The organism is Ammoniphilus soli, from assembly GCF_040813775.1.
This window is the reverse complement of sequence record NZ_JBEGDL010000042.1, coordinates 18737-39941: the sequence shown is the minus strand read 5'-3', so window position 1 is coordinate 39941 and position 21205 is coordinate 18737. Positions and strand designations below refer to the sequence as shown.

At 43.6% G+C, this 21205-nt stretch carries 22 protein-coding genes and 2 pseudogenes; 18 read left to right on the top strand and 6 right to left on the bottom strand.

Features of this window, described 5'->3' with window-relative positions; translation table 11 throughout:
• Positions 1–63: 63 nt before the first annotated feature.
• Positions 64–543 (top strand): stage V sporulation protein AC, encoded by a 480-nt coding sequence (spoVAC, locus tag ABLT31_RS33800; RefSeq protein ID WP_367760005.1) that lies wholly within the window; start codon positions 64–66, stop codon positions 541–543.
• Position 544: 1 nt separating this feature from the next.
• Complete coding sequence (spoVAD, locus tag ABLT31_RS33795; RefSeq protein WP_367760003.1) at positions 545–1549, top strand: stage V sporulation protein AD; 1005 nt, start codon at positions 545–547, stop codon at positions 1547–1549.
• A gap of 245 nt (positions 1550–1794) precedes the next feature.
• On the opposite strand, the gene ABLT31_RS33790 is transcribed toward spoVAD, so the two are convergent.
• Both ABLT31_RS33790 and ABLT31_RS33785 read right to left on the bottom strand, forming a co-directional pair.
• A complete protein-coding gene (locus ABLT31_RS33790) occupies positions 1795–2013 on the bottom strand; it encodes a DUF1657 domain-containing protein (protein WP_367760001.1) in 219 nt (72 codons plus the stop codon).
• Positions 2014–2848: 835 nt separating this feature from the next.
• On the bottom strand, positions 2849–3721 hold the full coding sequence (locus ABLT31_RS33785) for a TetR/AcrR family transcriptional regulator (RefSeq protein ID WP_367759999.1): 873 nt from the start codon (positions 3719–3721) through the stop codon (positions 2849–2851).
• A gap of 197 nt (positions 3722–3918) precedes the next feature.
• On the opposite strand from ABLT31_RS33785, the gene ABLT31_RS33780 reads away from it, so the two are divergent.
• The 4 genes from ABLT31_RS33780 to ABLT31_RS33765 all read left to right on the top strand — a co-directional run bounded on the left by ABLT31_RS33780 (position 3919) and on the right by ABLT31_RS33765 (position 7138).
• Complete coding sequence (locus ABLT31_RS33780; protein ID WP_462976572.1) at positions 3919–5373, top strand: DHA2 family efflux MFS transporter permease subunit; 1455 nt, start codon at positions 3919–3921, stop codon at positions 5371–5373.
• A 35-nt stretch (positions 5374–5408) separates the two neighbouring features.
• Entirely contained in the window at positions 5409–5621 is a 213-nt protein-coding gene (locus tag ABLT31_RS33775; protein ID WP_367760019.1) for a hypothetical protein, read from the top strand.
• Positions 5622–5864: 243 nt separating this feature from the next.
• A complete protein-coding gene (locus ABLT31_RS33770; RefSeq protein ID WP_367759995.1) occupies positions 5865–6962 on the top strand; it encodes a GerAB/ArcD/ProY family transporter in 1098 nt (365 codons plus the stop codon).
• Positions 6963–6982: 20 nt separating this feature from the next.
• Entirely contained in the window at positions 6983–7138 is a 156-nt protein-coding gene (locus ABLT31_RS33765) for a hypothetical protein (protein WP_367759993.1), read from the top strand.
• 156 nt (positions 7139–7294) lie between these two features.
• Here ABLT31_RS33765 and ABLT31_RS33760 read toward each other — a convergent pair whose 3' ends face one another.
• Both ABLT31_RS33760 and ABLT31_RS33755 read right to left on the bottom strand, forming a co-directional pair.
• Positions 7295–8905, bottom strand: coding sequence for an amidohydrolase (locus tag ABLT31_RS33760; RefSeq protein ID WP_367759991.1), 1611 nt, complete (start codon positions 8903–8905; stop codon positions 7295–7297).
• 113 nt (positions 8906–9018) lie between these two features.
• Positions 9019–10860: a hypothetical protein gene (locus ABLT31_RS33755; protein ID WP_367759989.1), complete on the bottom strand. Its 1842-nt coding sequence runs from the start codon at positions 10858–10860 to the stop codon at positions 9019–9021.
• 194 nt (positions 10861–11054) lie between these two features.
• On the opposite strand from ABLT31_RS33755, the gene ABLT31_RS33750 reads away from it, so the two are divergent.
• The 5 genes from ABLT31_RS33750 to ABLT31_RS33730 are packed head-to-tail and all read left to right on the top strand — an operon-like array spanning position 11055 to position 15844.
• On the top strand, positions 11055–11456 hold the full coding sequence (locus ABLT31_RS33750) for an amidohydrolase family protein (RefSeq protein WP_367759987.1): 402 nt from the start codon (positions 11055–11057) through the stop codon (positions 11454–11456).
• Positions 11441–12448 (top strand): dihydropyrimidinase, encoded by a 1008-nt coding sequence (hydA, locus tag ABLT31_RS33745; RefSeq protein WP_367759985.1) that lies wholly within the window; start codon positions 11441–11443, stop codon positions 12446–12448. Before ABLT31_RS33750 ends, hydA begins: the two co-directional genes overlap by 16 nt.
• Before the next feature lie 15 nt (positions 12449–12463).
• The gene (locus ABLT31_RS33740; protein WP_367759983.1) at positions 12464–13741 is read left to right on the top strand and encodes a M20 family metallo-hydrolase; all 1278 of its coding nucleotides are present in this window, start codon (positions 12464–12466) and stop codon (positions 13739–13741) included.
• Positions 13738–15108, top strand: coding sequence for an NCS1 family transporter (locus tag ABLT31_RS33735; protein WP_367759981.1), 1371 nt, complete (start codon positions 13738–13740; stop codon positions 15106–15108). Before ABLT31_RS33740 ends, ABLT31_RS33735 begins: the two co-directional genes overlap by 4 nt.
• A 13-nt stretch (positions 15109–15121) precedes the next feature.
• Positions 15122–15844 (top strand): FadR/GntR family transcriptional regulator, encoded by a 723-nt coding sequence (locus tag ABLT31_RS33730; protein ID WP_367759979.1) that lies wholly within the window; start codon positions 15122–15124, stop codon positions 15842–15844.
• A gap of 255 nt (positions 15845–16099) precedes the next feature.
• Here the strand turns inward: ABLT31_RS33730 and ABLT31_RS33725 are convergent.
• A pseudogene (locus ABLT31_RS33725) lies at positions 16100–16823 on the bottom strand (cbb3-type cytochrome c oxidase subunit I).
• Between the two features lie 32 nt (positions 16824–16855).
• Here ABLT31_RS33725 and ABLT31_RS33720 point away from each other — a divergent pair.
• The 3 genes from ABLT31_RS33720 to ABLT31_RS33710 all read left to right on the top strand — a co-directional run bounded on the left by ABLT31_RS33720 (position 16856) and on the right by ABLT31_RS33710 (position 18312).
• Complete coding sequence (locus tag ABLT31_RS33720) at positions 16856–17059, top strand: DUF1360 domain-containing protein (RefSeq protein WP_462976571.1); 204 nt, start codon at positions 16856–16858, stop codon at positions 17057–17059.
• 116 nt (positions 17060–17175) lie between these two features.
• Entirely contained in the window at positions 17176–17412 is a 237-nt protein-coding gene (locus ABLT31_RS33715) for a YiaA/YiaB family inner membrane protein (protein ID WP_367759977.1), read from the top strand.
• A 507-nt stretch (positions 17413–17919) separates the two neighbouring features.
• Positions 17920–18312: a phosphate-starvation-inducible PsiE family protein gene (locus ABLT31_RS33710; protein WP_367759975.1), complete on the top strand. Its 393-nt coding sequence runs from the start codon at positions 17920–17922 to the stop codon at positions 18310–18312.
• 55 nt (positions 18313–18367) lie between these two features.
• Here ABLT31_RS33710 and ABLT31_RS33705 read toward each other — a convergent pair whose 3' ends face one another.
• Complete coding sequence (locus tag ABLT31_RS33705) at positions 18368–18493, bottom strand: hypothetical protein (protein WP_367759973.1); 126 nt, start codon at positions 18491–18493, stop codon at positions 18368–18370.
• A gap of 217 nt (positions 18494–18710) precedes the next feature.
• Between ABLT31_RS33705 and ABLT31_RS33700 the strand changes: the two genes are divergently transcribed.
• The 4 genes and pseudogenes from ABLT31_RS33700 (at position 18711) to ABLT31_RS33680 (ending at position 20598) form a co-directional block, all read left to right on the top strand.
• Positions 18711–18833, top strand: coding sequence for a hypothetical protein (locus ABLT31_RS33700; RefSeq protein ID WP_367759972.1), 123 nt, complete (start codon positions 18711–18713; stop codon positions 18831–18833).
• A gap of 49 nt (positions 18834–18882) precedes the next feature.
• Positions 18883–19299: pseudogene (locus ABLT31_RS33690) on the top strand (DNA/RNA helicase domain-containing protein); the annotation flags it as partial.
• Positions 19300–19539: 240 nt separating this feature from the next.
• Positions 19540–19662, top strand: a complete 123-nt coding sequence (locus tag ABLT31_RS33685) for a hypothetical protein (protein WP_367759970.1) — start codon at positions 19540–19542, stop codon at positions 19660–19662.
• Complete coding sequence (locus ABLT31_RS33680) at positions 19663–20598, top strand: TRAP transporter substrate-binding protein (RefSeq protein WP_367759968.1); 936 nt, start codon at positions 19663–19665, stop codon at positions 20596–20598.
• The last annotated feature ends 607 nt before the right edge of the window (positions 20599–21205 follow it).

Genomic DNA, 21205 nt, shown 5'->3' with positions numbered 1-21205 from the left:
AATTAACAAGAGTAATAACAGATGTAAGGGTCCAATTAAAGCGATGAGGAGATATCAGCTGCCATGTCTGACAAAAAGAAAAAGAAATTAACCCCTACACAACAAGAATATCATATCTTTGCTAAAGGAAGGGAACCAAAAAGGCCTGTTTTCTTAAACTGTGTGAGAGCCTTTTTAATGGGTGGATTTATATGTCTCCTAGGGCAATTCATATCCGAATTTTATATGACTTATTTTGATTTTAATGAAAAAACAGCAGGAAATCCAACCGTAGCAACCTTGATTTTCATCTCTGTCTTGTTAACAGGTTTCGGGGTTTATGATCATCTTGCCCAATGGGCGGGAGCAGGAACAGCCGTACCGGTGACTGGGTTTGCCAATTCGGTTGCTTCGGCCGCCATTGAACATCGGACAGAAGGTTTTGTGCTAGGGGTGGGAGGCAATATGTTCAAATTGGCCGGTTCTGTGATCGTTTTTGGTACATTTTCCGCCTTTGTTGTGGCTTTGCTTAAAACCATTCTTACCAGGTTAGGAGGCTTCTGATATGCTCCATGGTCATCAGACATGGGAGTTTCCCAATAAGCCCGTCATACTATCGACAGGTGTAGTAGGTGGTCCTTTTGAGGCGCAGGGTCCTTTAGCCGAGGACTTCGACATCTTGCACGGAGATACTTGGCTAGGCCAGGATAGCTTTGAGAAAGCCGAAAAGAAAATGCTCGAACAAGCATGTGAAAAAGCCATTGATAAGGCAAAGCTAAAGAAAGAGGATGTTCAGTTCTTTTTTGCGGGCGATTTGATGAACCAAATTATTTCCAGCAGTTTTACTGCACGTACCCTCGGCTGTCCTTATATAGGATTGTTTGGTGCTTGTTCGACCTCCATGGAAGGACTAGCGTTGGGATCATTTATAGTCAACAATAATGGTGCAAATTACGTATTATGCGGTACCGCCAGCCATAATTCTTCTGTAGAAAAACAATTTCGATATCCTACCGAGTACGGCGGGCAAAAGCCTCCTACGGCTCAGTGGACAGTAACCGGGGCTGGGGCTGCTCTTCTTGGAAAAGAAGGAGATGGCCCAAGGGTAACGGCTGCAACGATGGGGAGAATTGTCGATATGGGCATTTCCGATCCTTTTAATATGGGTGCAGCTATGGCACCTGCAGCCGTAGACACGATTGAAGCGCATTTTCGCGATCTGGCTCGATCACCGGAACATTATGATCTCATTGCAACCGGAGATTTAGGCAGAGTAGGACATGCCATTGCCCGCGATTTGTTAAAAAAGCATGGTTTGGACCTGGGCGATCGTTATGTGGATTGCGGAATGCTGATTTACAAAGAAGATGCTCCGGTTCAAGCAGGGGCAAGCGGTTGTGCATGCTCAGCCACGGTCACTTATGGCCATATTTTGAATCGGATGCGTAAAGGGGAATTGAACAGAGTATTGATCGTGGCAACGGGGGCATTGCTGTCGCCGATAAGTTTTCAACAAAAAGAAAGCATCCCTTGTATCGCTCATGCTGTCGTAATTGAAAATTTACATTAATAGGTGACAAACAAGCCTCTTATATTTTCCGTAAAAAATGGTATTTCGCTTTCTTCAAGGAAATGTTGAATCATTTGAAAGCCAATCGGGTGTCTGAAATTCTGAGGCACCCGATTGATCATAAAGCCGATAAATCTTAGCTTTTTTTCCGCAAAATCCTTATGGTATATCCAATCGCATACGTGATTTGCATAGTGGCCACGAAAATATTGAAGGAGTTCCATATCGTTTTAAGCATGTTAAAATTACCTGTACTGTGATTGTTGCTGATACTGGGGTTCTTGCTGCTGAACATAAGAAACGCGACTATGCAAGCTGTTTATGACGCTGTCCATAGTTTGGGCCAATTGAGAATACAATTGCTTGGCTTGCTGATCATCTGTATCCAGAGCAAATGATTTTAGATTTGCTTTAACTCCTTCAGCACTGGCCAATGTTTGCTGTAATTTAGTTCCGACTGTCATCGGTTTCCCTCCGTTTATATAGTAGTGGTAAAAAACCATTTAATAATATGGACTAGGATTGAGGATTTTAGGGATGGAAAAATGAGGTTCTGCCTAAAAAGAGAGTTGATACAGACAACCTTACTTGATGTAAGCTTTTTATTGTAATATACCGTATATTTCTGAATCCCTATGGTAATAATCAATATGTGGTTGTTAAAATTTAACTTAATCCACAACTCCAAACACTTGCCCTAAATAGGGCTTTTTTTGTTTGCCCAAGGTCGCATTTTTGGAGAAGGGGAAGGATAGGATAAGAACATATTGTGAAAATAATCACAATATTATCTGCTCCAAAGAGGAAACCGCACAGGTTAGGAGGCCTGGAAGGCAGCGTAAGGGATCATGATGAGTGGGAAAAGGAGGGAATTCACTCTATTCATGAAACTTAACGCATCCTCCATGTGGGTTGGAGTGTATAGGGATACTCAGGGGGGAAGCTTTTACGAGGCTTAATTTGATCGTCTCATTTTGGGAACGGTACTGAAAGGATATTAAATAGTTGTCAAACGTCCGTCTATTTAACAAAACGGGCAGAGATTAGCAAAAATAAATGGAAAATCTCCAACTACGACCTCAAAATAGCAAAAGATAAAGTGTTTTTGGGAAATTAGTGGGAGTTTTTCCATCTATCTATTCTAAATTTAAGACGATTTTTATTAATAAGTGGAGAATTTCCAACTATTATTGAGTCCTCATTTCCTTAAAAATGATTTTTCGTCCCACCTGGGTGCTAACATCAGCTGTTGCATGGGTTTCCCTCTTTTTTCGGCAAGTGACAGGCACCGACTATAAATTAAATGGACTTTAAATAATACCAGACCATATTCGTAAACGTGTGCACGTCGGATTTGATGGGGGATTCTTCAAATAATAGCTGGAAAGGTTTTAATAAGGGCTCAATTACCACCCTTCGGATCCGTTCACGCTGTAACTCGTCCATAATAGCCTCAAATAGGTCTTGCTGCTCTTCATTAAAGGGATGCTGTTCTTGCAGTTGATCGGCGAATGTCTTTATTTCAGTGATCGTGATCGCCTTTTTATCGATATGGGTGCGCAATAAATCCATCGCCGATTGATTTAAGAACTGGCTTCTGTGCTTCATCATATAAGGCATAATCAGTTCGAGATAGGACAAAATCACATCGACCAAATGATGCAAGGAATAGGTGGAATTCGAAATGCGCAAGGTAAATAACATATGCTGGAGCATGCCATAAAACAAGATGGTGCCTTCAAAAGAGAATTCTCGAATTTCTTCTCCCATCACTTCAATCAAACGATCCGCTAGCCATTCCAATTCGATCATCCGATGGTGCATCACTAGTTTTTTCAGCTCGGTTTCATTGGAAGATAAAATGGCCTCAAAAAGTACGCGTAAATTTCGTTCTTCATTTAATTGAATTAAAATCGTAATTTGTTCAATCAGAACTTCGCGATCTTTCGCATCTTTGCCGATTTGCATGGCAATCCGCTGCTGATTGGCATCATAGCGAAGGGCTTCTAAAATTTCCGCAATACAATCATTTTTAGAGGTGAAATAATTATAGAACGTACCTTTAGAGATGTTCGATTTTTCAATGATCTCTTGAATCGAGGTTTGCTGAACGCCTTTCTCAACAAACAATTTTAATGCCATGTCGGCCACTTTTCGTTTTCGGGTATTCATGCCGTCCTCCTGTCTACGCTATACCCCTAGTATAGATTTCTTGGCACAAGAAATACAACTGATTTGTACCTTAAGTATAGTTTTGTTGTATATTTTGTACTTTTGGTATAAAATAAATCAGGCAGAGAAAATTAAATAATAGACAGAGGGATGAGAACGTGAATCCAACCTTAGAACATAAAGAAACACCCTATGTAATGTTGGCTATCCTATTCGTTGGGGCCTTTGTTTCCTTTTTAAATAACTCTTTATTAAACGTTGCCCTCCCATCGATCATGGTCAGTCTAGAGATTCCGGATTACTCCACGGTTCAATGGCTAGTAACAGGTTTTATGCTGGTCAATGGTGTCTTAATTCCCGCATCGGCCTTTTTGGTCACACGCTTTTCGAATCGTCATCTGTTCATTTCATCCATGGCGATTTTTGCGTTAGGGACAGCTCTCGCCGCCTTTGCACCCAACTTTGAGGTCTTGCTGGCTGGGCGCATGGTTCAAGCCGCAGGTTCTTCTGTCATGGGACCTTTGCTCATGAATGTCATGCTTGTCAGTTTTCCCCGGGAAAAGCGGGGGACCGCGATGGGGATTTTTGGTTTAGTCATGATTTCGGCTCCGGCGATCGGACCTACCTTATCCGGTTACATTGTCCAATACTACGACTGGCGCCTCCTTTTTGAAATGATCTTGCCATTGGCCATGATCAGTTTAGGACTCGGGATTTGGAAGCTTGAAAATGTCATGCAACAAAACGAAACGGCCACCCTTGATTATTTATCCGTTGTCTTATCTTGTGTTGGATTTGGCGGATTGTTGTACGGATGCAGCTCCGCGAGTGCTGCTGGATGGACCGATCCCATCGTCCTCACTACGCTCATCACGGGAGTAGTCGCCTTGCTTGTATTCGTTGTTCGCCAATTAAAATTGGATGAACCCTTATTGGATTTGCGTGTTTACAAGTACCCGATGTTTGCTCTAGGCTCTGTGATTTCGATCGTAAACGCGGTGGCGATGTTCTCGGGCATGATTTTGACTCCAGCGTATGTGCAAAGCGTACGGGAGATTTCACCGCTCCATTCCGGTTTGATGCTGTTGCCTGGCGCCGTGATTATGGCCTTGATGTCACCCGTTACAGGTAAACTGTTCGATCGATTTGGACCGCGCATGCTATCCTTCATCGGGCTTGGGGTGACTGCCATTTCGACGTACATGCTAGCCCACCTGCAGCTCGATACTAGCTATTCTTATATTATTTTTGTTTATACGCTGCGGATGCTTGGGATGTCTATGGTTATGATGCCGATTATGACGAATGGCTTGAACGAATTGCCAACCCGTTTAAATCCGCACGGTACCGCCATTAACAATACAGCTCAACAGGTATCGGGCTCCATTGGTACAGCGATTCTCGTTACGTTGATGAACTCTGTTACCAAAGCAGAAGCCCAAAGCCTAAGCCTCACGGGCTTAGATCCATCCGCCTTAACGCAGCAAGCCTTATTGGCGGGTATTCAATATGCTTTCTATGCGGCTTTTGCAACGAATATCATTGCCCTCATCCTAGCGTTATTTGTTAAGCGTGTGGATACCAGCAGAGAAACGGTAATCAAACTAGAAAACGAAAGTAAACCTGCATCCAAGCCTGCAGCCATTTCATAGCTAATATCCTGTGAGGCATAAAAAAACCTTGACCGATGAGGTCAAGGTTTTTCGTGTTTTTTTCCGAAACAGCTCAGCCTGCGAATGATTGGGTTTTCCAAGATTCTGGTTTTTTGGATCAGAGTCAAGGAGCAATCATTGGAGTATCTACATTCGGGGCTTCTGCACCAGGAGAAAAAATCATGAAAGAGTTTGGTTTTGCAGTGGAACATGTTGTAGCGCGGGTGGAGAGCATTCTTAGCGTTTAAAGCTGATGATCTTTCAAAATCATGTATAGAGCCGATGTTCCCTAAGCTTTGGGACATCGGTTCTATTCTTTTATGCCATTGATAATGGAGTTCGAAGCATCTAAAAAACCGTTTGAAAAGGCATTCATTTGGTTATACAAAGAAAGAGAATGAAACATGCAATTGGTTGGGTTTCTAAGATTCCGGTTTCTTGGATCAGAGATGGAAAGTGCCCGTTCTGATGGTCTAAGGTGGTGGTAGTTGTTGAACCAAATTCAAAAAATCAGTACAGTCCAATTATTCCTCTTGATGATTTTGCAACAAATCGGGACAACCACTTTATTTGCTATCGGGATCGATGCGAAACAAGATGCATGGATTGTCATTCTTCTATCCATGGTCATCGGATTTCTTTTGATGTGGTTGTATACCGGCATTCACCAGCAATATCCTCACCAAAGCTTGGCGGATATTTTTCATACAGTTTTAGGGAAATGGTTAGCCATTCCATTTATTTTGCTGTACGCTCTCTATTTCTTTTATACAGCATCCTTTAATTTATATGAATCAAGCGAATTGCTTATTTTGTTTTTCCTGCAAGATACACCTTTAAATGCTTTATTGTTAACCACCGTACCCTTGGTCATCATGAGCATCATCTTAGGAGTGGAGGTTATGGGTCGTTCCGCTCAACTCATTGCACCTTATTACATCTTCTTTTTAGTTAGTATTGTTCTATTAAGCGTGATATCCGGTAATGCCGATTTCCGCAATCTGACCCCCATTTTAGAAAACGGAGTGGGGCCTGTATTAAAGGCCATGCCGTTTGTTACATTTTTTCCTTTCGGTGAAGCCGTTGTCTTTCTCATGTATTTTCATATGTTGAATGACAAGGAAAAGGTTCGAAAAACAGCATTCTTTGCCATTGTCTTCGTTGGCATCATGGTCACCATTTCGACTCTTATCATCATCATGGTTCTCGGTGCAGAAGCGGCTGCTCGACAAAACGTTCCCCTGTTTCGGGTGATCAGAAAGATTAATATTGGGGATTTTATACAACGATTAGATGCTTTGGGCGGTGCTGTTCTTTTTATCGGGGGATTTTATAAAATGACCATCTTTTTTAACGCGACGGTAGCTGCAGTCAATTCCTTATTTAAAATCAGGCGTCAATATATTTCTCTTGGTTTATTGTCGGTTGCATGGGTCGTTTTTGTTAAACTGTTTTTTAAAAACTATATCTTTTATAAAGAAGTTGGAACTAACATCAATCAATATTTACTGTATCCTTTTCATATCCTGATCCCCGGTTTCCTGCTCCTCATTATTCTTTTAAAAAAGAGAAGCCAAAAGCCAAGTTAGAGGCAAAAGAAGGGATGGCTATGATTGATCTCCAAGCGTTATTTAAAGCTGGCATTGTTCCCAGTATCCTGGTCCTTGGCGGGGGCCTGGCAAGCCTGTTGTTGTTTTTGGTTACGATTTTTTTCTTCTTTCAATCTTTATTCAAGAGAAAATCGAATCAGAAAAAGCCCTCCTAATACAGAGGATTACCCTATTTAACGCTGTGGAGGAACTCATGCCATATGGGGGAAGGTTGGTTGAGTCAGGTATTCCTATTCGTATAAACTCCTGAATGATCACGCTTTGCGTTCCACCCCACTCCATACAAAAGAACCCGGTGAAGACCGGGTTCCTTATGTTCTGCTTTGAAAAACGATATCCCCACCCAAATATGTGTTTATAACCTGAACGGTATGAATCTTTTCAGGACTCATTTCGAGTATGTCTTGGTCCAGCACAATAAAATCAGCATGATACCCTACAGCTAACTGTCCAACAGAAGGAATCCGTGTGATCTCCTGCGCTGCTTTTGTGTAAAGCATGATGGCCGTTATGACATCTATTTTTTGTTCTTGTCCCGTATCCTCACCATTATAGGCTAGTCGTGTGACCGCAGACTGGATTCCAACAAACGGATTGGCGGGATCCGCCCAAGCGGTCGCAGGGGCATCGGAAGAAATCGCCACTTTTATTCCTGCTTGCAGCATGGTTGGAATAGGGTAGGTGTGCTTTGTTCGTTCGGGTCCAAGGTTATTATGGTAGCTCTCAATTTCTGCAAACAAAAAGATGGGTTGGGTAACAACGGCAATCCCCGTTTCAGCGGCAAGCTGTATGGCCTGAGGTGTGGGCATTGCAGCATGCTCAATCCGAATGGAAGGCGAATCGGATAGCCAGCCTTTTTTCCCATTGAAAGTTTCTATGATTAAGTCAATAGCCTGCTCGCCCATCGCGTGGACAACCAATTGAATCTGGTTCTGTTCGGCTGCCTGGGCAGCAGCTAATAACTCCTCCTTCGTTGTCAATGGGATGCCGTAATTTTCTCCTTCCCCTAAGAATGGCGGATTCACCCAGGCTGTTTTTCCGGAGACGCTTCCGTCTGAGAATAACTTGATGCCGCCAATGTGAATTTGGCTTTCGCTGTTGGTTTTATCTGGTCCCAATTTAGGCTGTTCCTTCAAATCTTCCCACAGGTAATAGAGAACAGTGCGTTGCTTGAGCCCTTTTTTGACAGCTGCCTTATATATGTCTAAGTAATCATCTGGCCCAGTTCGACTAGCAAGGTCTGTTATGGCTGTAATCCCATGCGAAAGCAGGAAAGGACTTAATTCGGCAAGTGATGCAGCGTTTTGCTCAAGAGATTTAGCTGGCATAATACGTTGGACGAGTTCTTTTGCCGATTCATGCAAGATTCCTGTGGGTTCACCATTTGAATCTCTGTCGATTCTTCCCCCTTTGGGGTCTGGCGTATCTTTCGTAATCTCTGCAAGCTCCAATGCTTTACTGTTTACAACTGCAAGATGAGTACATGTCCGGGAAATGAAAATTGGAAAGTCTGACGTGGCTTGATCTAAATCCCAGCGCGTGGGTGTTCTTCGTTCAGACAATTTCCCTTCATCATAGCCCCAGCCTTCGATCCAATGGCCTGCTTCATTGGAATGACATAAATTTCGAATTTGTTCAACTAAATCTGCTATGGAATGAACAAGCGGAGGAGTGCAGGCGATTTGGGCTGAGGCATGGGCAAGCCACAAAGGGTGCAGATGGGCATCGATAAGGCCGGGAAGCACTCGACGGCCTTTAAGGTCAACACAATCTCCTTCTATTTTTTCTAAATCTGATTGCTCTCCAATCCATACGATCCTGCCATCGCGGACGACCATCGCGTTGGCATAGAGTTGTTCTGGATTGGAGGTGAAAATTTTGCCATTGATAAAAGTCTGCGCAGATTGATTACAAATAGCCAATTGTTTTTTCTCCTCTCTTTGAATGAAGAAAGTAGGTTATGTACTGTTTGGGCTGCCCGCCTTTTTTTGAAACCCTAGATAACTCATAATGAAGTAACCCAGGGTTTTATGGTCTATATCAATGATCCGAATTTCTTTGGAAAGTGAAAAGCATATAAGAAGGACAGGAAATCGTCAAAAGGAAGGGACGACTCACCCGCTTGCTCCCCATTTTTTGCAACGCTTGTTCTGATGGCGTTTCCCCATACTTGAAGGCTGTCGTTATTTGGATTGTAAAAGTAAACGCGAATACAGCCGCTGGGGTCAGGAGCTACTCTTTGGATCAGTACGGCATGGGCACCAAGCACTTGACCGGAATGGTTGTAAATAGTGATGCCGGCAGGCTGAGGGAGCCCTTTATTAACATTTGGATTGGATGATGGGTGATAGTATCGGCGAAATTTGGCTTTAAACTCAAAGTCACTATAGACATCAGAAAACCCAGTCCATATTCCTTTTATATGAAAAGCCGGGTTGATCCATTTATGGGGATCCTGACCGATTCTTTTGACGGAATTTAACATTTGAAAATAAATGGAATCTAGGTGAGGAATGAAGATTAATGATATGGTATCAATATGGATCTCATCGACAAGCTGGACAAGCGGAAGCGTATCGGAGGATATGGTTCTTCCTTCAAAATCCATGGTGATTTTTCCATGCTCCAGGAATTGATTAAACATTGCGAGAAGCATGACTGGCTCCTTTTGCGACCAATAACTGAGTGCTCTTGTCGATTGGCACGTGGGATTAAATCCTTGGCCAATCCCTAGCGGCTGTCCTAAGATGCTTATCATTTCCGAGACGAGAAGAGAACGCATTTCATCGGTATTTGTTACTTTATGAACGGCTGAAAGCTTGCTCTTCATCTTATCATGAATAGGAACTTCCATAAGCTTCTTCATTTCTTCTTTGAGTTCATTCGTAAATATATCCCTCTGCAGCAAACGCATTAAACCATAAATGCTTCTTCTCGTTTTTACTGTAATGGCTGAAGTGATTAAAGAAGAAACAAAATGGAGATTCGACTGCAGGTTTTCTTTAGCCGGGAAAAGACCCTTAACTTCATCTTCATAGTGACCAGCCCCTATCGGTGATTCATGTCTAACCAATTTAACGTGATTTCCTTCCCTTTGTGCATAAATGACCACTGGCAAGTTTACACTTATTCCTGTTTTCAGTTCTCCATTGTTGTTTTTGAATTCCGAACAGCGAACCCACAAATAAAATTTGATTAAATCATCCGTTTCTTCCGTATCCAACACTTCATAAACGCTAAATAAATCCCCGCCCATTCTCCTTGATCCGATGTGATCGTTTAAGTATTCTTTCATATTAAATTCGTCAAGAACTGATCGTATATACAACTGATGTCTTAAAAGGTCTTCAAATTGAGGAAGGGAAATCGAATTCTTTAATTGTTCTTGTCGCCTTGGAACGAGAAAAGGCATCACCTTGCCATGATCGATGCTAAATCGGGCATATCCTTCTCCTACAAAGAGTAAGACCTTTTCTCCAAAGGCGGGCTGTTCCTTTTTCGGAACCTTCATCTCACGCAAAAATAAAATATAGGATTTACCTACCTCCAATATAGGATTTTGCCGAAATTGTTCCTTTGGTGTTGCTGCCTGAAAAATATGGATGATATCGGTATTCGTTGTTTTGTTTTTATAATATTTCAGTACTTTGGATTGAAAATTTGTTATCCCTTTTTCTTGATGAACTTCCTTTATACTTTCAATCTTAACTTTAGCAATGATGTCCGACTCTTCAACCAGTCCATCAAATGATTTGGATGGGAGGTTTCCGTTTATCCAGTTTACTTCAGTGGCAGGACTGCTGCTTGTTTCTCTATTCATCATAACAATAAGACAAAGGAGGATAAGGACGGAAGTTAGCGGGAAAAAACGTTTCATTTATGTGAAATCTCCTTTAAAAATTAAGTCTGCATCATCATACCCTTTTTGTTTAGTAGCTACTCCCAAGGAGTTAAAGTGCAGGTCAATTGAATGGGACATAAAAATAAAATGAACAGAATAGTCTCCTATTAGAGGTATATTGGTTCTTCTGGTTAGACCATGGTACCGCTATAAGAAAAGGAGGCTAGTCTTTGAAAAAAATCATTCGAAACGGGACGATTGTTACATCAGGAGATGTGTTTAAGGCAGATCTTCAGTTAGACGGGGAAACCATTACAGTCATTGCGGATCGAATCGATCCTTCACCTGGCGATGAGGTCATCGATGCGAGAGATTGCTTGGTGTTTCCGGGAGGAATCGATGTACATACACATTTGGCTTGGCCTTTTCAAAGCACGGGTACGGCGGATGATTTTGAAAGCGGATCCAGGGCAGCGGCTGTCGGGGGAATTACGAGCATTATCAACTTCACGAATCCAAGAAAAGGGCAAACCTTGCTGGAAAATCTGAAAGAATGGAAAGACAAGGCTAAGCCTTCCGCCATTGATTATGGCTTTCATTCCATATCAGTGAGTTTATGGAAGGGACATTAGATGAGCTTCCCGTCTTGGCTGAAAAAGAAGGCGTCACTTCCATCAAGCTGTTCATGGCTTATAAAGGCGAGCTGATGGTTAATGATTTAGAAATGTATAAGATCATGAAACGGGCAGGCGAAGTCGGCATCCTTACCAATGTTCATGCAGAAAACGGGGATATCATTGATGATCTGATTGCCCAGGCTCTAGCCAAAGGCCAGACTCAACCGATCTATCATTCGTATACCCGTCCTCCCACCTTGGAAGCAGAAGCAACGGAGCGAGCCGTAGCGATTGCAGAAGTGGCTGGGGCTCCCGTCTATATTGTTCATGTCAGCTGTGCCGAGGCACTCTCCCGTGTGGAACAGGCAAAAAAGAGAGGCGTTCAGGCTTATGCGGAAACCTGCCCGCAATATCTGGTGCTAGACGAGAGTTATTTGGGATTGCCTGATTTTGAAGGCGGCAAATACGTTTGTTCTCCGCCGCTGCGCGAAAAATGGAACCAGGATGCGCTATGGCAAGGAATCGGTTCCGGGTTGATTTCCACCGTCGGTTCCGATCACTGTCCATTCCGCTTTGAAGGACAAAAAACGTTGGGGAAAGAAAACTTTGCAAAAATCCCGAACGGTGTTCCGGGCTTAGAGGATATCTTTTCGATTATGTACCATTATGGAGTGGCGGAGGGGCGCATTTCCTTGCAGAAATTTGTCGAGGTGATGTGTACCGGACCTGCCAAGCTCTTTGGGCTTTATCCCAAGAAAGGAACGGTGGCCATCGGAACCGATGCAGACCTTGTCATTATGGATCCACGAAGGTCTCGAATCATCTCACAAAAAACACAATATCAAAATTTGGATTATAACCTTTACGAAGGCAGAGAGGTGCAAGGGGTCATTACGCACGTGTTCTCTCGCGGAGCTTTAATATCAAAGGAAGGGCGGTTTGTGGGGAAGCTGGGACAAGGAAGGTATTTGCACCGAAACAAATATCAGAGCCATGGCAAATTTTAGAGAGGTGGTTTTAAATTGAAACCGGATTTGGCCCCTATCTCTTTTGAACAGACGCGAAGAAGAATGGAACGGCAAATTACGGAACTAGCCCGATTCAATTCTACCCCGGGTGAAGGGGTTACCCGGCTGGTCTATACGGCAGAAGATAAGCAGGCCAAGGATTATGTGAAGGGGGTGATGAAGGAAATCGGCTTAGAGGTGACGGAGGATGCGGTCGGAAATATTTTTGGCAAGCTGAAGGGGCAAAATCCGGATCTGCCCCCCGTATGGAGCGGCTCCCACCTCGATGCCCCGCTGAACAGCGGGATGTTTGACGGGATTGTGGGCGTCATGGGAGCCGTGGAAGCGCTCCGACTCATTAAAGAAAGCGGGATGCCCATACAAAGGGATCTCGTGGCCGTCATTTTTGCTTCCGAGGAACCGACACGCTTTGGTGTAGGCTGTCTCGGAAGCCGGGCTCTGACAGGAAAACTGACAGCAGCGGAACTTCACCAGCTTCGTGATGATCAGGGAATGACGCTGTATGAGGCGATGAAGGAAGGGGGGTACGAACCGGATCAATTGCAGGAAGCCTTGATGGATAAGGGGAAAATCGGCGGTTTTGTCGAGCTGCATATCGAACAAGGAGCGGTCCTGGAGTCGATGCAAAAGGAGATTGGCGTGGTCCATGTCATCGCTGCCCCTACCGAAGTCCAGCTGACGCTTAGGGGGGAACAGCGGCATGCCGGGTCAACGCCCATGTCTTTGCGAAAAGATGCGATGTGCTGTGCAGCCGAAATCATTCTTTCCTTAGAAGCTTGGGCAAAGTCGTCACCAAGTTCACATACGGTGGCAACCGTCGGCCGACTAGAGGCGGTGCCGGGAGCCAGCAATGTCATTCCTGAACGTGTGAACTTAACGATCGATAGTCGAGAAGTGGATCCGGCGCTTAAAATGAAATTTCTTGAAACTTTAGACGAACTCGTATCCAGCATTTGCGAAAAACGGGGGATTTCTTTTGAATTGAACGTAAAAGCCCATGACCTGCCGGTTCAGGCAAGCCCATTTCTGGTAGATACGCTAAGTGGCATATGCACAGCCTTAAAGCTGGACTATCATGTGATGGCCAGCGGAGCCTATCATGATTCCATGCTAATGGCCAATATTGCTCCGTATAGCATGATCTTTGTCCCAAGCCGGGATGGCATTAGCCATGATCGGAGAGAATGGACCGATTATGAGCAGATTGTCAAAGGGGTTCAGGTTCTCACTCATGGTTTATACCAATTGGGAAATGAGGAGGAGATAATATGAGTCAATTGCAAGAAAAAGTGGATTTGGATGCGCTAAACCCGATACCGGAAAAGGATCGCCCAATGGGACCCGTATCCTATATGATGGTTATGTGGTCGTCTGCCATTATTGTCCAGGTAATGGTTATTGGTACGTTTCTATTAAAAAACGGACTGAATCTAGCCCAGACCATATGGGTAGGGATTGTATCCGCCATACTCGTCTCCATCTTTATGACCCTGAATGGAACAGCGGGAATCAAATACGGGATTCCCTTTGCGATTCAAGCGCGCTCCAGCTTCGGATACAAGGGAGCAAAGCTTCCCCATGTCCTGCGTACCATTCCAGCCATCGCCTGGTATGGAATAGGAACTTGGATTGGCGCGATTTCCATCAATACGGTCATGACGATCATCTTCGGAACGCCTGATCTGAAGTATCTCTACTTTTTCTTATTGATCGTCTTGCAAACCTACCTGGCGTATAAGGGTATCAAATCTATAAAATGGTTTGATGCCGTGATGTCCATTATTATTTTCATTATGCTAACCTACTTTTTATGGTCCGTATTTGCCAATGGAAAAATTGACTTTAACCAATATTCGAGCGTGCCGGGCTCCTGGGGCTTTTTATTCTGGGCAGGCGTCGCAGGCGCCGTAGCGAATTTTTCAACCGTCATGCTAAATAGTTCAGATCTTGTGCGTCACATTAAACCCGCTACACAAACATCCAACGCCATCGGAAATTTCGGCGGAATCATTCCGCCATGGATGTTCATGGTTCTTTCGGGCATGATCATTTTTATGGGGACAGGAAATGATGACCCCATCGCCGCACTCGTAGCCCTCTCGCCTAATCCCACATTCGGCATTATTCTTCTGATCTTCATTATTCTGGCTCAGGTCACTTCTAATTTAACGCTCAATATTTTGCCGCCGGCTCTTGTTTTTCAAGATTTATTTAAAATGAAGTGGTCCACGGGCGTCATTCTGACAGGAATCTTATCCTTTGTATCCATGCCGTGGGTTCTGTTTACAAGCGAAATGTTTTTTAAATTTCAAAATGTCTATTCTTCCTTCTTAGGACCCATTCTCGGAATCATGCTGGCGGATTATTGGCTGCTCCGCAAGCAAAGGCTTAACGTAACGGCTCTTTACCATGAAGAAAGCGGTGCGTACCGATATGCAGGGGGGATCAGTCCAGCAGCTTATCTGGCCATGTTTATCGGGGCAGCCATCTCTTTCTGGCAATTAGAGATCGCCTGGCTGGTAGGGCTGCCGTCAGGATTTGTGATTTATTTTATCCTTAAGCAAATGGGCATGGAACGAAAGTATGAACAAGCAGAGCAAACAGCTTCTGGGGAAGCGCAAGGGGTAACTGGCATGTAGGGGGGATCATATTTTGTATAAATCGGTCAAAAAAAGCAAACGAAATTTTGAACTCGTACTCGAACAGATTCAATTCCTGATCATTTCTGGCGCTTTAAAGCCAGGTGACCGGTTAATGCCTGAAAGGGAGTTAGCGGAGCAGCTGAATGTAAGCCGAACCTCCATCCGTGAAGCCCTGCGGATACTAGAAGCATTGGATATCGTTTGGGTTAAGCCAGGGGAAGGGACCGTGATCAAAAAGCCTACACTTCAGGGATTCATCTCTCCCATGGCTTTATTTTTGCAGGAGGACTCAGAAAGTCATTCCAATCTATTTGAAACGCGGATGCTGCTCGAGGCTGGCATAGCCAGACTTGCTGCGACCCGGAGGGGAGACGGGGATCTGCAGCAGATGGCAAGGTACTGCGGCCTTATCCAGGATTCGACGGATCTGGAAGAAGTCATTCAGGCGGATATTGGTTTCCATACCATCATTTTTCAAGCAGCAAAAAATCCGACTCTAACCTCCTTTGCCCGCTTGGTTGGCGAACTGATGAAGCATGGCATTCGAAAAACCCGTGAGGCCCTCTTTTATGAGGAGGGAGAAAACGAGATTTCTTCGGAACAGCATTGGGTAATTTATCAAGCCATATTAAAAAGAGATCCCGATGCTGCTTATCAAGCAATGTATCGACATATCGAATATACGGCGGAAAAGTCCATCTTATTTCGTCAGCTTTCAAAGCGCAGGTATTAATTTTTCAAAAAAAGAACATAACTAACGCGAATCGTTAGGTTTGGAGCAGTTGGATATGGCTGCTCCATCTTTCTTTGCCAGTTAACGAGAAGTATTAAGAAATAACTTATTTTATCAAACATCTCCAAAGAAAAACAGGAAAGGTATGACTACCGATCCTGTCCTTTTCATTCTATTTAATAGAGAATAAGATTTTATTTCTTTTTCAACGACATATATTCACCTAGGCGGGGTCTATTCTGAATAGATTTTCTCCTATTTTAATTGGATATGATACCCCGGATCATCCTTTATTGACCGGATCATCATGCAGGTCATGGTTGTAGCGAGTCCGGCTGCGATTACGATCACCTGCAGGTAAATGAGACCGAATCCGGCAATAAACAGACCAAAGGACATGGTAAACGGCAAAATCGAAGGGGATGGCATATGAATATCTCCCAACGGTTCGGCAGGGATCATTTCTTTTCGACTCGCCATTTTTTCCGACCAGAACGCATCAAGCGAACGGACGAGCGGAAGCTGCCTAAAGTTATATTCCGGAGGAGGAGAAGGGATGGTCCATTCCAACGTTCTTCCATCCCAAGGATCATACGAGGCCATTTGCCCCTTAAACGAAGTCCAGACAATATTGTACAGCAGGATAAGAACACCAGCCACCATAAGAAAAGAAGCGATTGTACTCTCAAAGTTAATGAAATCGAGCCCCTGATTGGCCAAATAGGTATAGATTCTGCGCGGCATTCCTATTAACCCAGCCAAGTGGAGTGGCAAGAATGTGCCGTGGAATCCAATGAAGAATAGCCAGAAGTGCCATTTTCCTAAGGTCTCATTCAACAATTTTCCAGTTATTATAGGCCACCAATAATACAGGTGCAAATATGCCAAACAGCACACCGCCAATAATCACATAGTGGAAATGAGTAATCACTAAATAGGTGTCATGATATTGATAGTCCGCAGGAGCAACGCTGAGCATCGGTTCCAACGGTAAAAACTGTACCCGCTTCCATGTTCGGCTATCTGCTCAGCTGTTATTGGTGCTCCGGTATTTGGAGTGCAATATTTATTGGATTGGCTTTTCTATATATCCCGAATATTTCCATGCCGATTATTTTTGTCCTGTCTATAGCCGGGGCGGCTTCGATCATCGAAACTTTTGTAGGTGTGGGGATCAGGTCGGTGGATTTTCTTTCAAGCAAACTAGGAAAATAAACTATAGAATCAGGGAGTTCCCTGTAAAGGTACCAAATTTATTTGGTACTTTTTTCATTTATGATTTCAGTTAACATAGTCCTATAGCCATTAATATGGATAAAAGGAGATAGGTCATGAAAAAACGTGTTCGAAATACCCCTGCTTTTACCTTCCTCGCATGGGCTGCGTTCGCCTTGGCGTGTACATTCTTCTTTGTAGGAATATACAACATGGATGCCCCGCTTGTAGAAAAAGGCTACTACAGTGTAACCGGACTGTTCCTTATTTTTAGCTCATTCGTATTACAAAAAGTGATTAGAGATAATCAAGAAGATGGAGAGGAAATGATGAAAGATCAAGATATCCCCTAGATAATAACAGCCGCTTATATAAGCGGTTTTTGCTTTATAAAACGTAGTTAAAATTGTAACTCGATGTCCACGAGTGGATGCTCCTGCAATATTCTGCTAGAAATTGAGGCAGAATATACTATCCTATGTAAAGCTGGCACCAATTTTTAAGCTGCCCGTCACCATGGAAATTAAATTATCGACCTCATTTTTACCTGCTCAAAGAGGCGCAGCATTTGTTTCGCATAGCGGTATAAAATTTTTCCTGCAGCAGTGGGTGTCACGTATTTAAATGTTTGAAGGACCCATTTCGCCCAGTCTTTTTTCCGGATTGCGGATCTGAAGACTACCAGCCGGCTGAATAGGGCCCTATTTTTATAGCATTATATCTCAACCATAAGCATTTGTTATAGTCATCATTTCAAATCCTCATTTCTCATCTCTTAAAAACGTTGATATACTCCTAGTAACAAGTAGCAAACTATTCCAATGGAATAAATAAGAGTTAAAAGAAAGCGAGGAGTGAAGATGAATCTAAAATCCCTTGAACAGGCATTCACCCAGTTGGTAAAGTATTTCGAATGGATGCTTGCGGGCATCATCATAGTTGCTGTTGTTGCGGAAGGCACAATGCTTATCTATGATCTATTCAGCTATATAATGGAAGGGAAGATCATGGAGAGATTTCAGGACTTTTTGGCGCATGCCCTGTTGTATATTATTGGATTGGAAGTCGCTCTCATGCTCATCAAGCACGATATGACACTGGTCATGGATATTATCATTTTTGCGATTGCCCGTAAGATGATCATCTTAAATGTGCATATGTGGGAGATTCTAGTCGGCATCTTAGCCATCCTGATCCTTTACTATCTTAAGTGCTATGGACTGAGCTGCCGATTTTTCCCAAGTCGAACTTGACTTTTCAAACTTGGTGATACAACTCATGCGACTCATTCAGATCGATTTAACAAATTTACGATGACACAAAGAAAGCCAATGAACCGTCATTGGCTTTTGGTCCTATAACTCCCGCTAGCGTAGCAATGCCCATTAAAAGTCCGGACATAAGCCCACTTCGTTCTGGAAAAATACGGTTCACGATCTATGGGCCAAGCGTAAACATGATGGTTACACCGACCCCCTTTAGAGCGAGAAGAAGATCTTTACTCATTCAAAAATCAATTACACATCCTATCATTGGGCTAATGAACCTAAGACAAGCCATAAATTTTATTGTATTACATGAGCACCGTCATATGGAGCAAATTAAGGAAATTTTATTACACTAGGTATTCGGTTGCTGGGGAGCGAGTCGAGTGGATTTTCTGATTTCAGGGAAAGACGAAAAGAAAAAGAACAACATTGTCATTGTGGAGCTTAAGCAATGGGAGCAGTGGAGGCGGTTCATGGAAAAGAAGCCATTGTCAAAACGGCCATGAACCGGGGGATGATTGAAACCACGCATCCTTCCTATCAGGCTTGGTCTTCAATCTCAAAAACAACAAGTCCCGCATCGTCGCCGGCTATTGCTGGGATTGGATCAAAGAAGGCAAAAACAACCCCAACGTCTATGATATTGTTCTGCCAAAATATAATTTCCACATGAGCTGGAATCTTGGAAACTCCGAAACGTGGGGCATTGATGAGCGGTCTGTGGAGGTAGCCGGTTGCATCCATACTTGTCAGGGACTTGAATTTGATTATGTAGGCGTGATCATTGGAGACGACATGCATTATGTGGATGGTCAGGTCATCATTGACCCGACGAAACGTGCTAAAACGGATTCTTCCCTGAAGGGCCTAAAAAAATTACAAAAAGAAAACCCTGAAGAAGCCAACCGGTTAGCCGATGAAATCATCCGCAAAACTTATCGAACACTCATGACGCGAGGGCAAAAAGGCTGCAGAGGCTCCCCAGACTTGATTGTTGAGGTTCTTTCTCCATCCACATCAAAACTCGATAATATATTCCAAATCAGAGAATGCTGGACCCGACTTACACCTTAACCCTGTGGGAAAACAGTCTTCCCGCTTGGGTTCTCTACTCCCATACTGCCCAAAGGTATACTCGCATGGCTCTTTTCATCCTCACCCATCATACCATGAACCATAATGTATCACTTTATGAATAATGGAGGGATATACGTGTCTCTTAAGAAGAGGACATTTCAAACCAGACAAGTACATTTGACAGGGTTTGGTCTGCTAGCGATGATGAACGATACTGTATCCGTTAGATCGTCCGTCCAATGTGGCGGGTGGGGATGAGTGACAGGTGATGGTTCCGTTTTGGAAATTACGGTAGGTCATTTGAACCCATTGGACTCCGCCTATCAGTGGGGCTCGCTGGTCTTTAAGAGAGCACTGGAAAGCTACTCAAGGAGTCGCATACGCGTCCGCGTCCTCCCTCTCTTGAACGTAAGCGGCGGACAATTGATCCAAGCGGTACGGGAAGGAAAACTCGATATAGGCGTAACAGCCTCCGGGCCCATTGGCGAGCTTGTTCCGGAGGCGAATGCCTTTGATTTTCCTTATCTGTTTAGAAGTCGTCAGCACGCCTACCGGGTATTGGATGGAGAGATTGGCAACGAGGTCAGCCGAGCCATCAGGAAGGTCGGATTGCGAAATTTGGCTTGGTGGGAAAATGGCTTTCGTCATATTACAACAACAAGAAAACCGATCCGTAAACCCAGTGATCTGAGGGGACTGAAATTTAGGACCTTGGATAATCCCATCTATCAAACCTTGTTTAGGTTATGGGGAACCGAACTTTCTTCCATACCTTTCCCCGAACTCTATGATGCCTTAAAAAGCGGAAGGGTACACGGTCAGGAAAACCCGTTGGGATTTATCATCCCCAACCGGTTTTATGAGGTACAGCGTTATTTGACGTTGACGGGCCACACTTACAGCCCTGCTTTGTTTGTCATGAATTCATCGGGATACGAACGCATTCCAGACCCTCTAATGAAAATCATTCTGCAAGCCGCAAAGCTTGCTCGTGATTACGAAAGGAACTACCTAAGAAAAAATCAACAGGCCTTCCTGCGGATCGCCCAAAAAGGCGGGATGCGCATCCTGACCAAGAAAGACATTGATTTTTCGGCGTTCGTTCGTACTTCTAGGAAGTTGTATGCAAGACTCGGAAAACCGTACGAAGAGATCCACCGAAGAATTCGCTTACTTTCCCCTCTCGTTCCATGAAGGGGATGGCTACAGTATCGGAGTGAATGTCGGCGAATATGGAGGACAAACCGTGATGCATCTTCATTTCATCTCATACCTCGATATAAAGGAGATATAGAGGACCCGCGGGGAGGAATCCGAAAAGCGATCCCGAATCTAGGCAATCCAATAAAAGCATGAACCCCTCATGGATGTTGGCACCGGGGTTGACGTAGGGCATTTGCAGCCGTACGCGAGACCGATTTGCCTGGTCATATGATAAGACTATAAGATTCATAATATGAAGAAGTAATAACAAAGAGGGTTACTCAAAGCTGTCAAAACACGGCATTTGGGGGACCCTCTTTTTTATCCTTATGACATCTGATATACGAAAAAATGGTTTATTTTTTTACTTAAAAAAATGCCATTGTCTTGATCAATCAATTATCAATGCTAATATTAGAAATTTTTTGTTGTATCCAGAGGCCTGCCGGATCTACAGGGATACAGGTTAAAGATATTGCATGCAACATCTTGCATACCCTGCAATAAATTGCAGATAAAGAAACAAAAAAACGAGAGTAATTGTGGTAACGATTACAAGGGATTTTTTGGTATTAATCTTGCAAAAGAAAAAAATAGA

Bases quoted from the DNA above. Each gene is read 5' to 3' on its own strand.
- spoVAC (WP_367760005.1), top strand. From the start codon at position 64: ATGTCTGACAAAAAGAAAAAGAAATTAACCCCTACACAACAAGAATAT.
- spoVAD (WP_367760003.1), top strand. From the start codon at position 545: ATGCTCCATGGTCATCAGACATGGGAGTTTCCCAATAAGCCCGTCATA.
- ABLT31_RS33790 (WP_367760001.1), bottom strand. From the start codon at position 2,013: ATGACAGTCGGAACTAAATTACAGCAAACATTGGCCAGTGCTGAAGGA.
- ABLT31_RS33785 (WP_367759999.1), bottom strand. From the start codon at position 3,721: ATGAATACCCGAAAACGAAAAGTGGCCGACATGGCATTAAAATTGTTT.
- ABLT31_RS33780 (WP_462976572.1), top strand. From the start codon at position 3,919: ATGTTGGCTATCCTATTCGTTGGGGCCTTTGTTTCCTTTTTAAATAAC.
- ABLT31_RS33775 (WP_367760019.1), top strand. From the start codon at position 5,409: ATGAGGTCAAGGTTTTTCGTGTTTTTTTCCGAAACAGCTCAGCCTGCG.
- ABLT31_RS33765 (WP_367759993.1), top strand. From the start codon at position 6,983: ATGATTGATCTCCAAGCGTTATTTAAAGCTGGCATTGTTCCCAGTATC.
- ABLT31_RS33755 (WP_367759989.1), bottom strand. From the start codon at position 10,860: ATGAAACGTTTTTTCCCGCTAACTTCCGTCCTTATCCTCCTTTGTCTT.
- hydA (WP_367759985.1), top strand. From the start codon at position 11,441: ATGGAAGGGACATTAGATGAGCTTCCCGTCTTGGCTGAAAAAGAAGGC.
- ABLT31_RS33735 (WP_367759981.1), top strand. From the start codon at position 13,738: ATGAGTCAATTGCAAGAAAAAGTGGATTTGGATGCGCTAAACCCGATA.
- ABLT31_RS33720 (WP_462976571.1), top strand. From the start codon at position 16,856: ATGTTCGGCTATCTGCTCAGCTGTTATTGGTGCTCCGGTATTTGGAGT.
- ABLT31_RS33715 (WP_367759977.1), top strand. From the start codon at position 17,176: ATGAAAAAACGTGTTCGAAATACCCCTGCTTTTACCTTCCTCGCATGG.
- ABLT31_RS33710 (WP_367759975.1), top strand. From the start codon at position 17,920: ATGAATCTAAAATCCCTTGAACAGGCATTCACCCAGTTGGTAAAGTAT.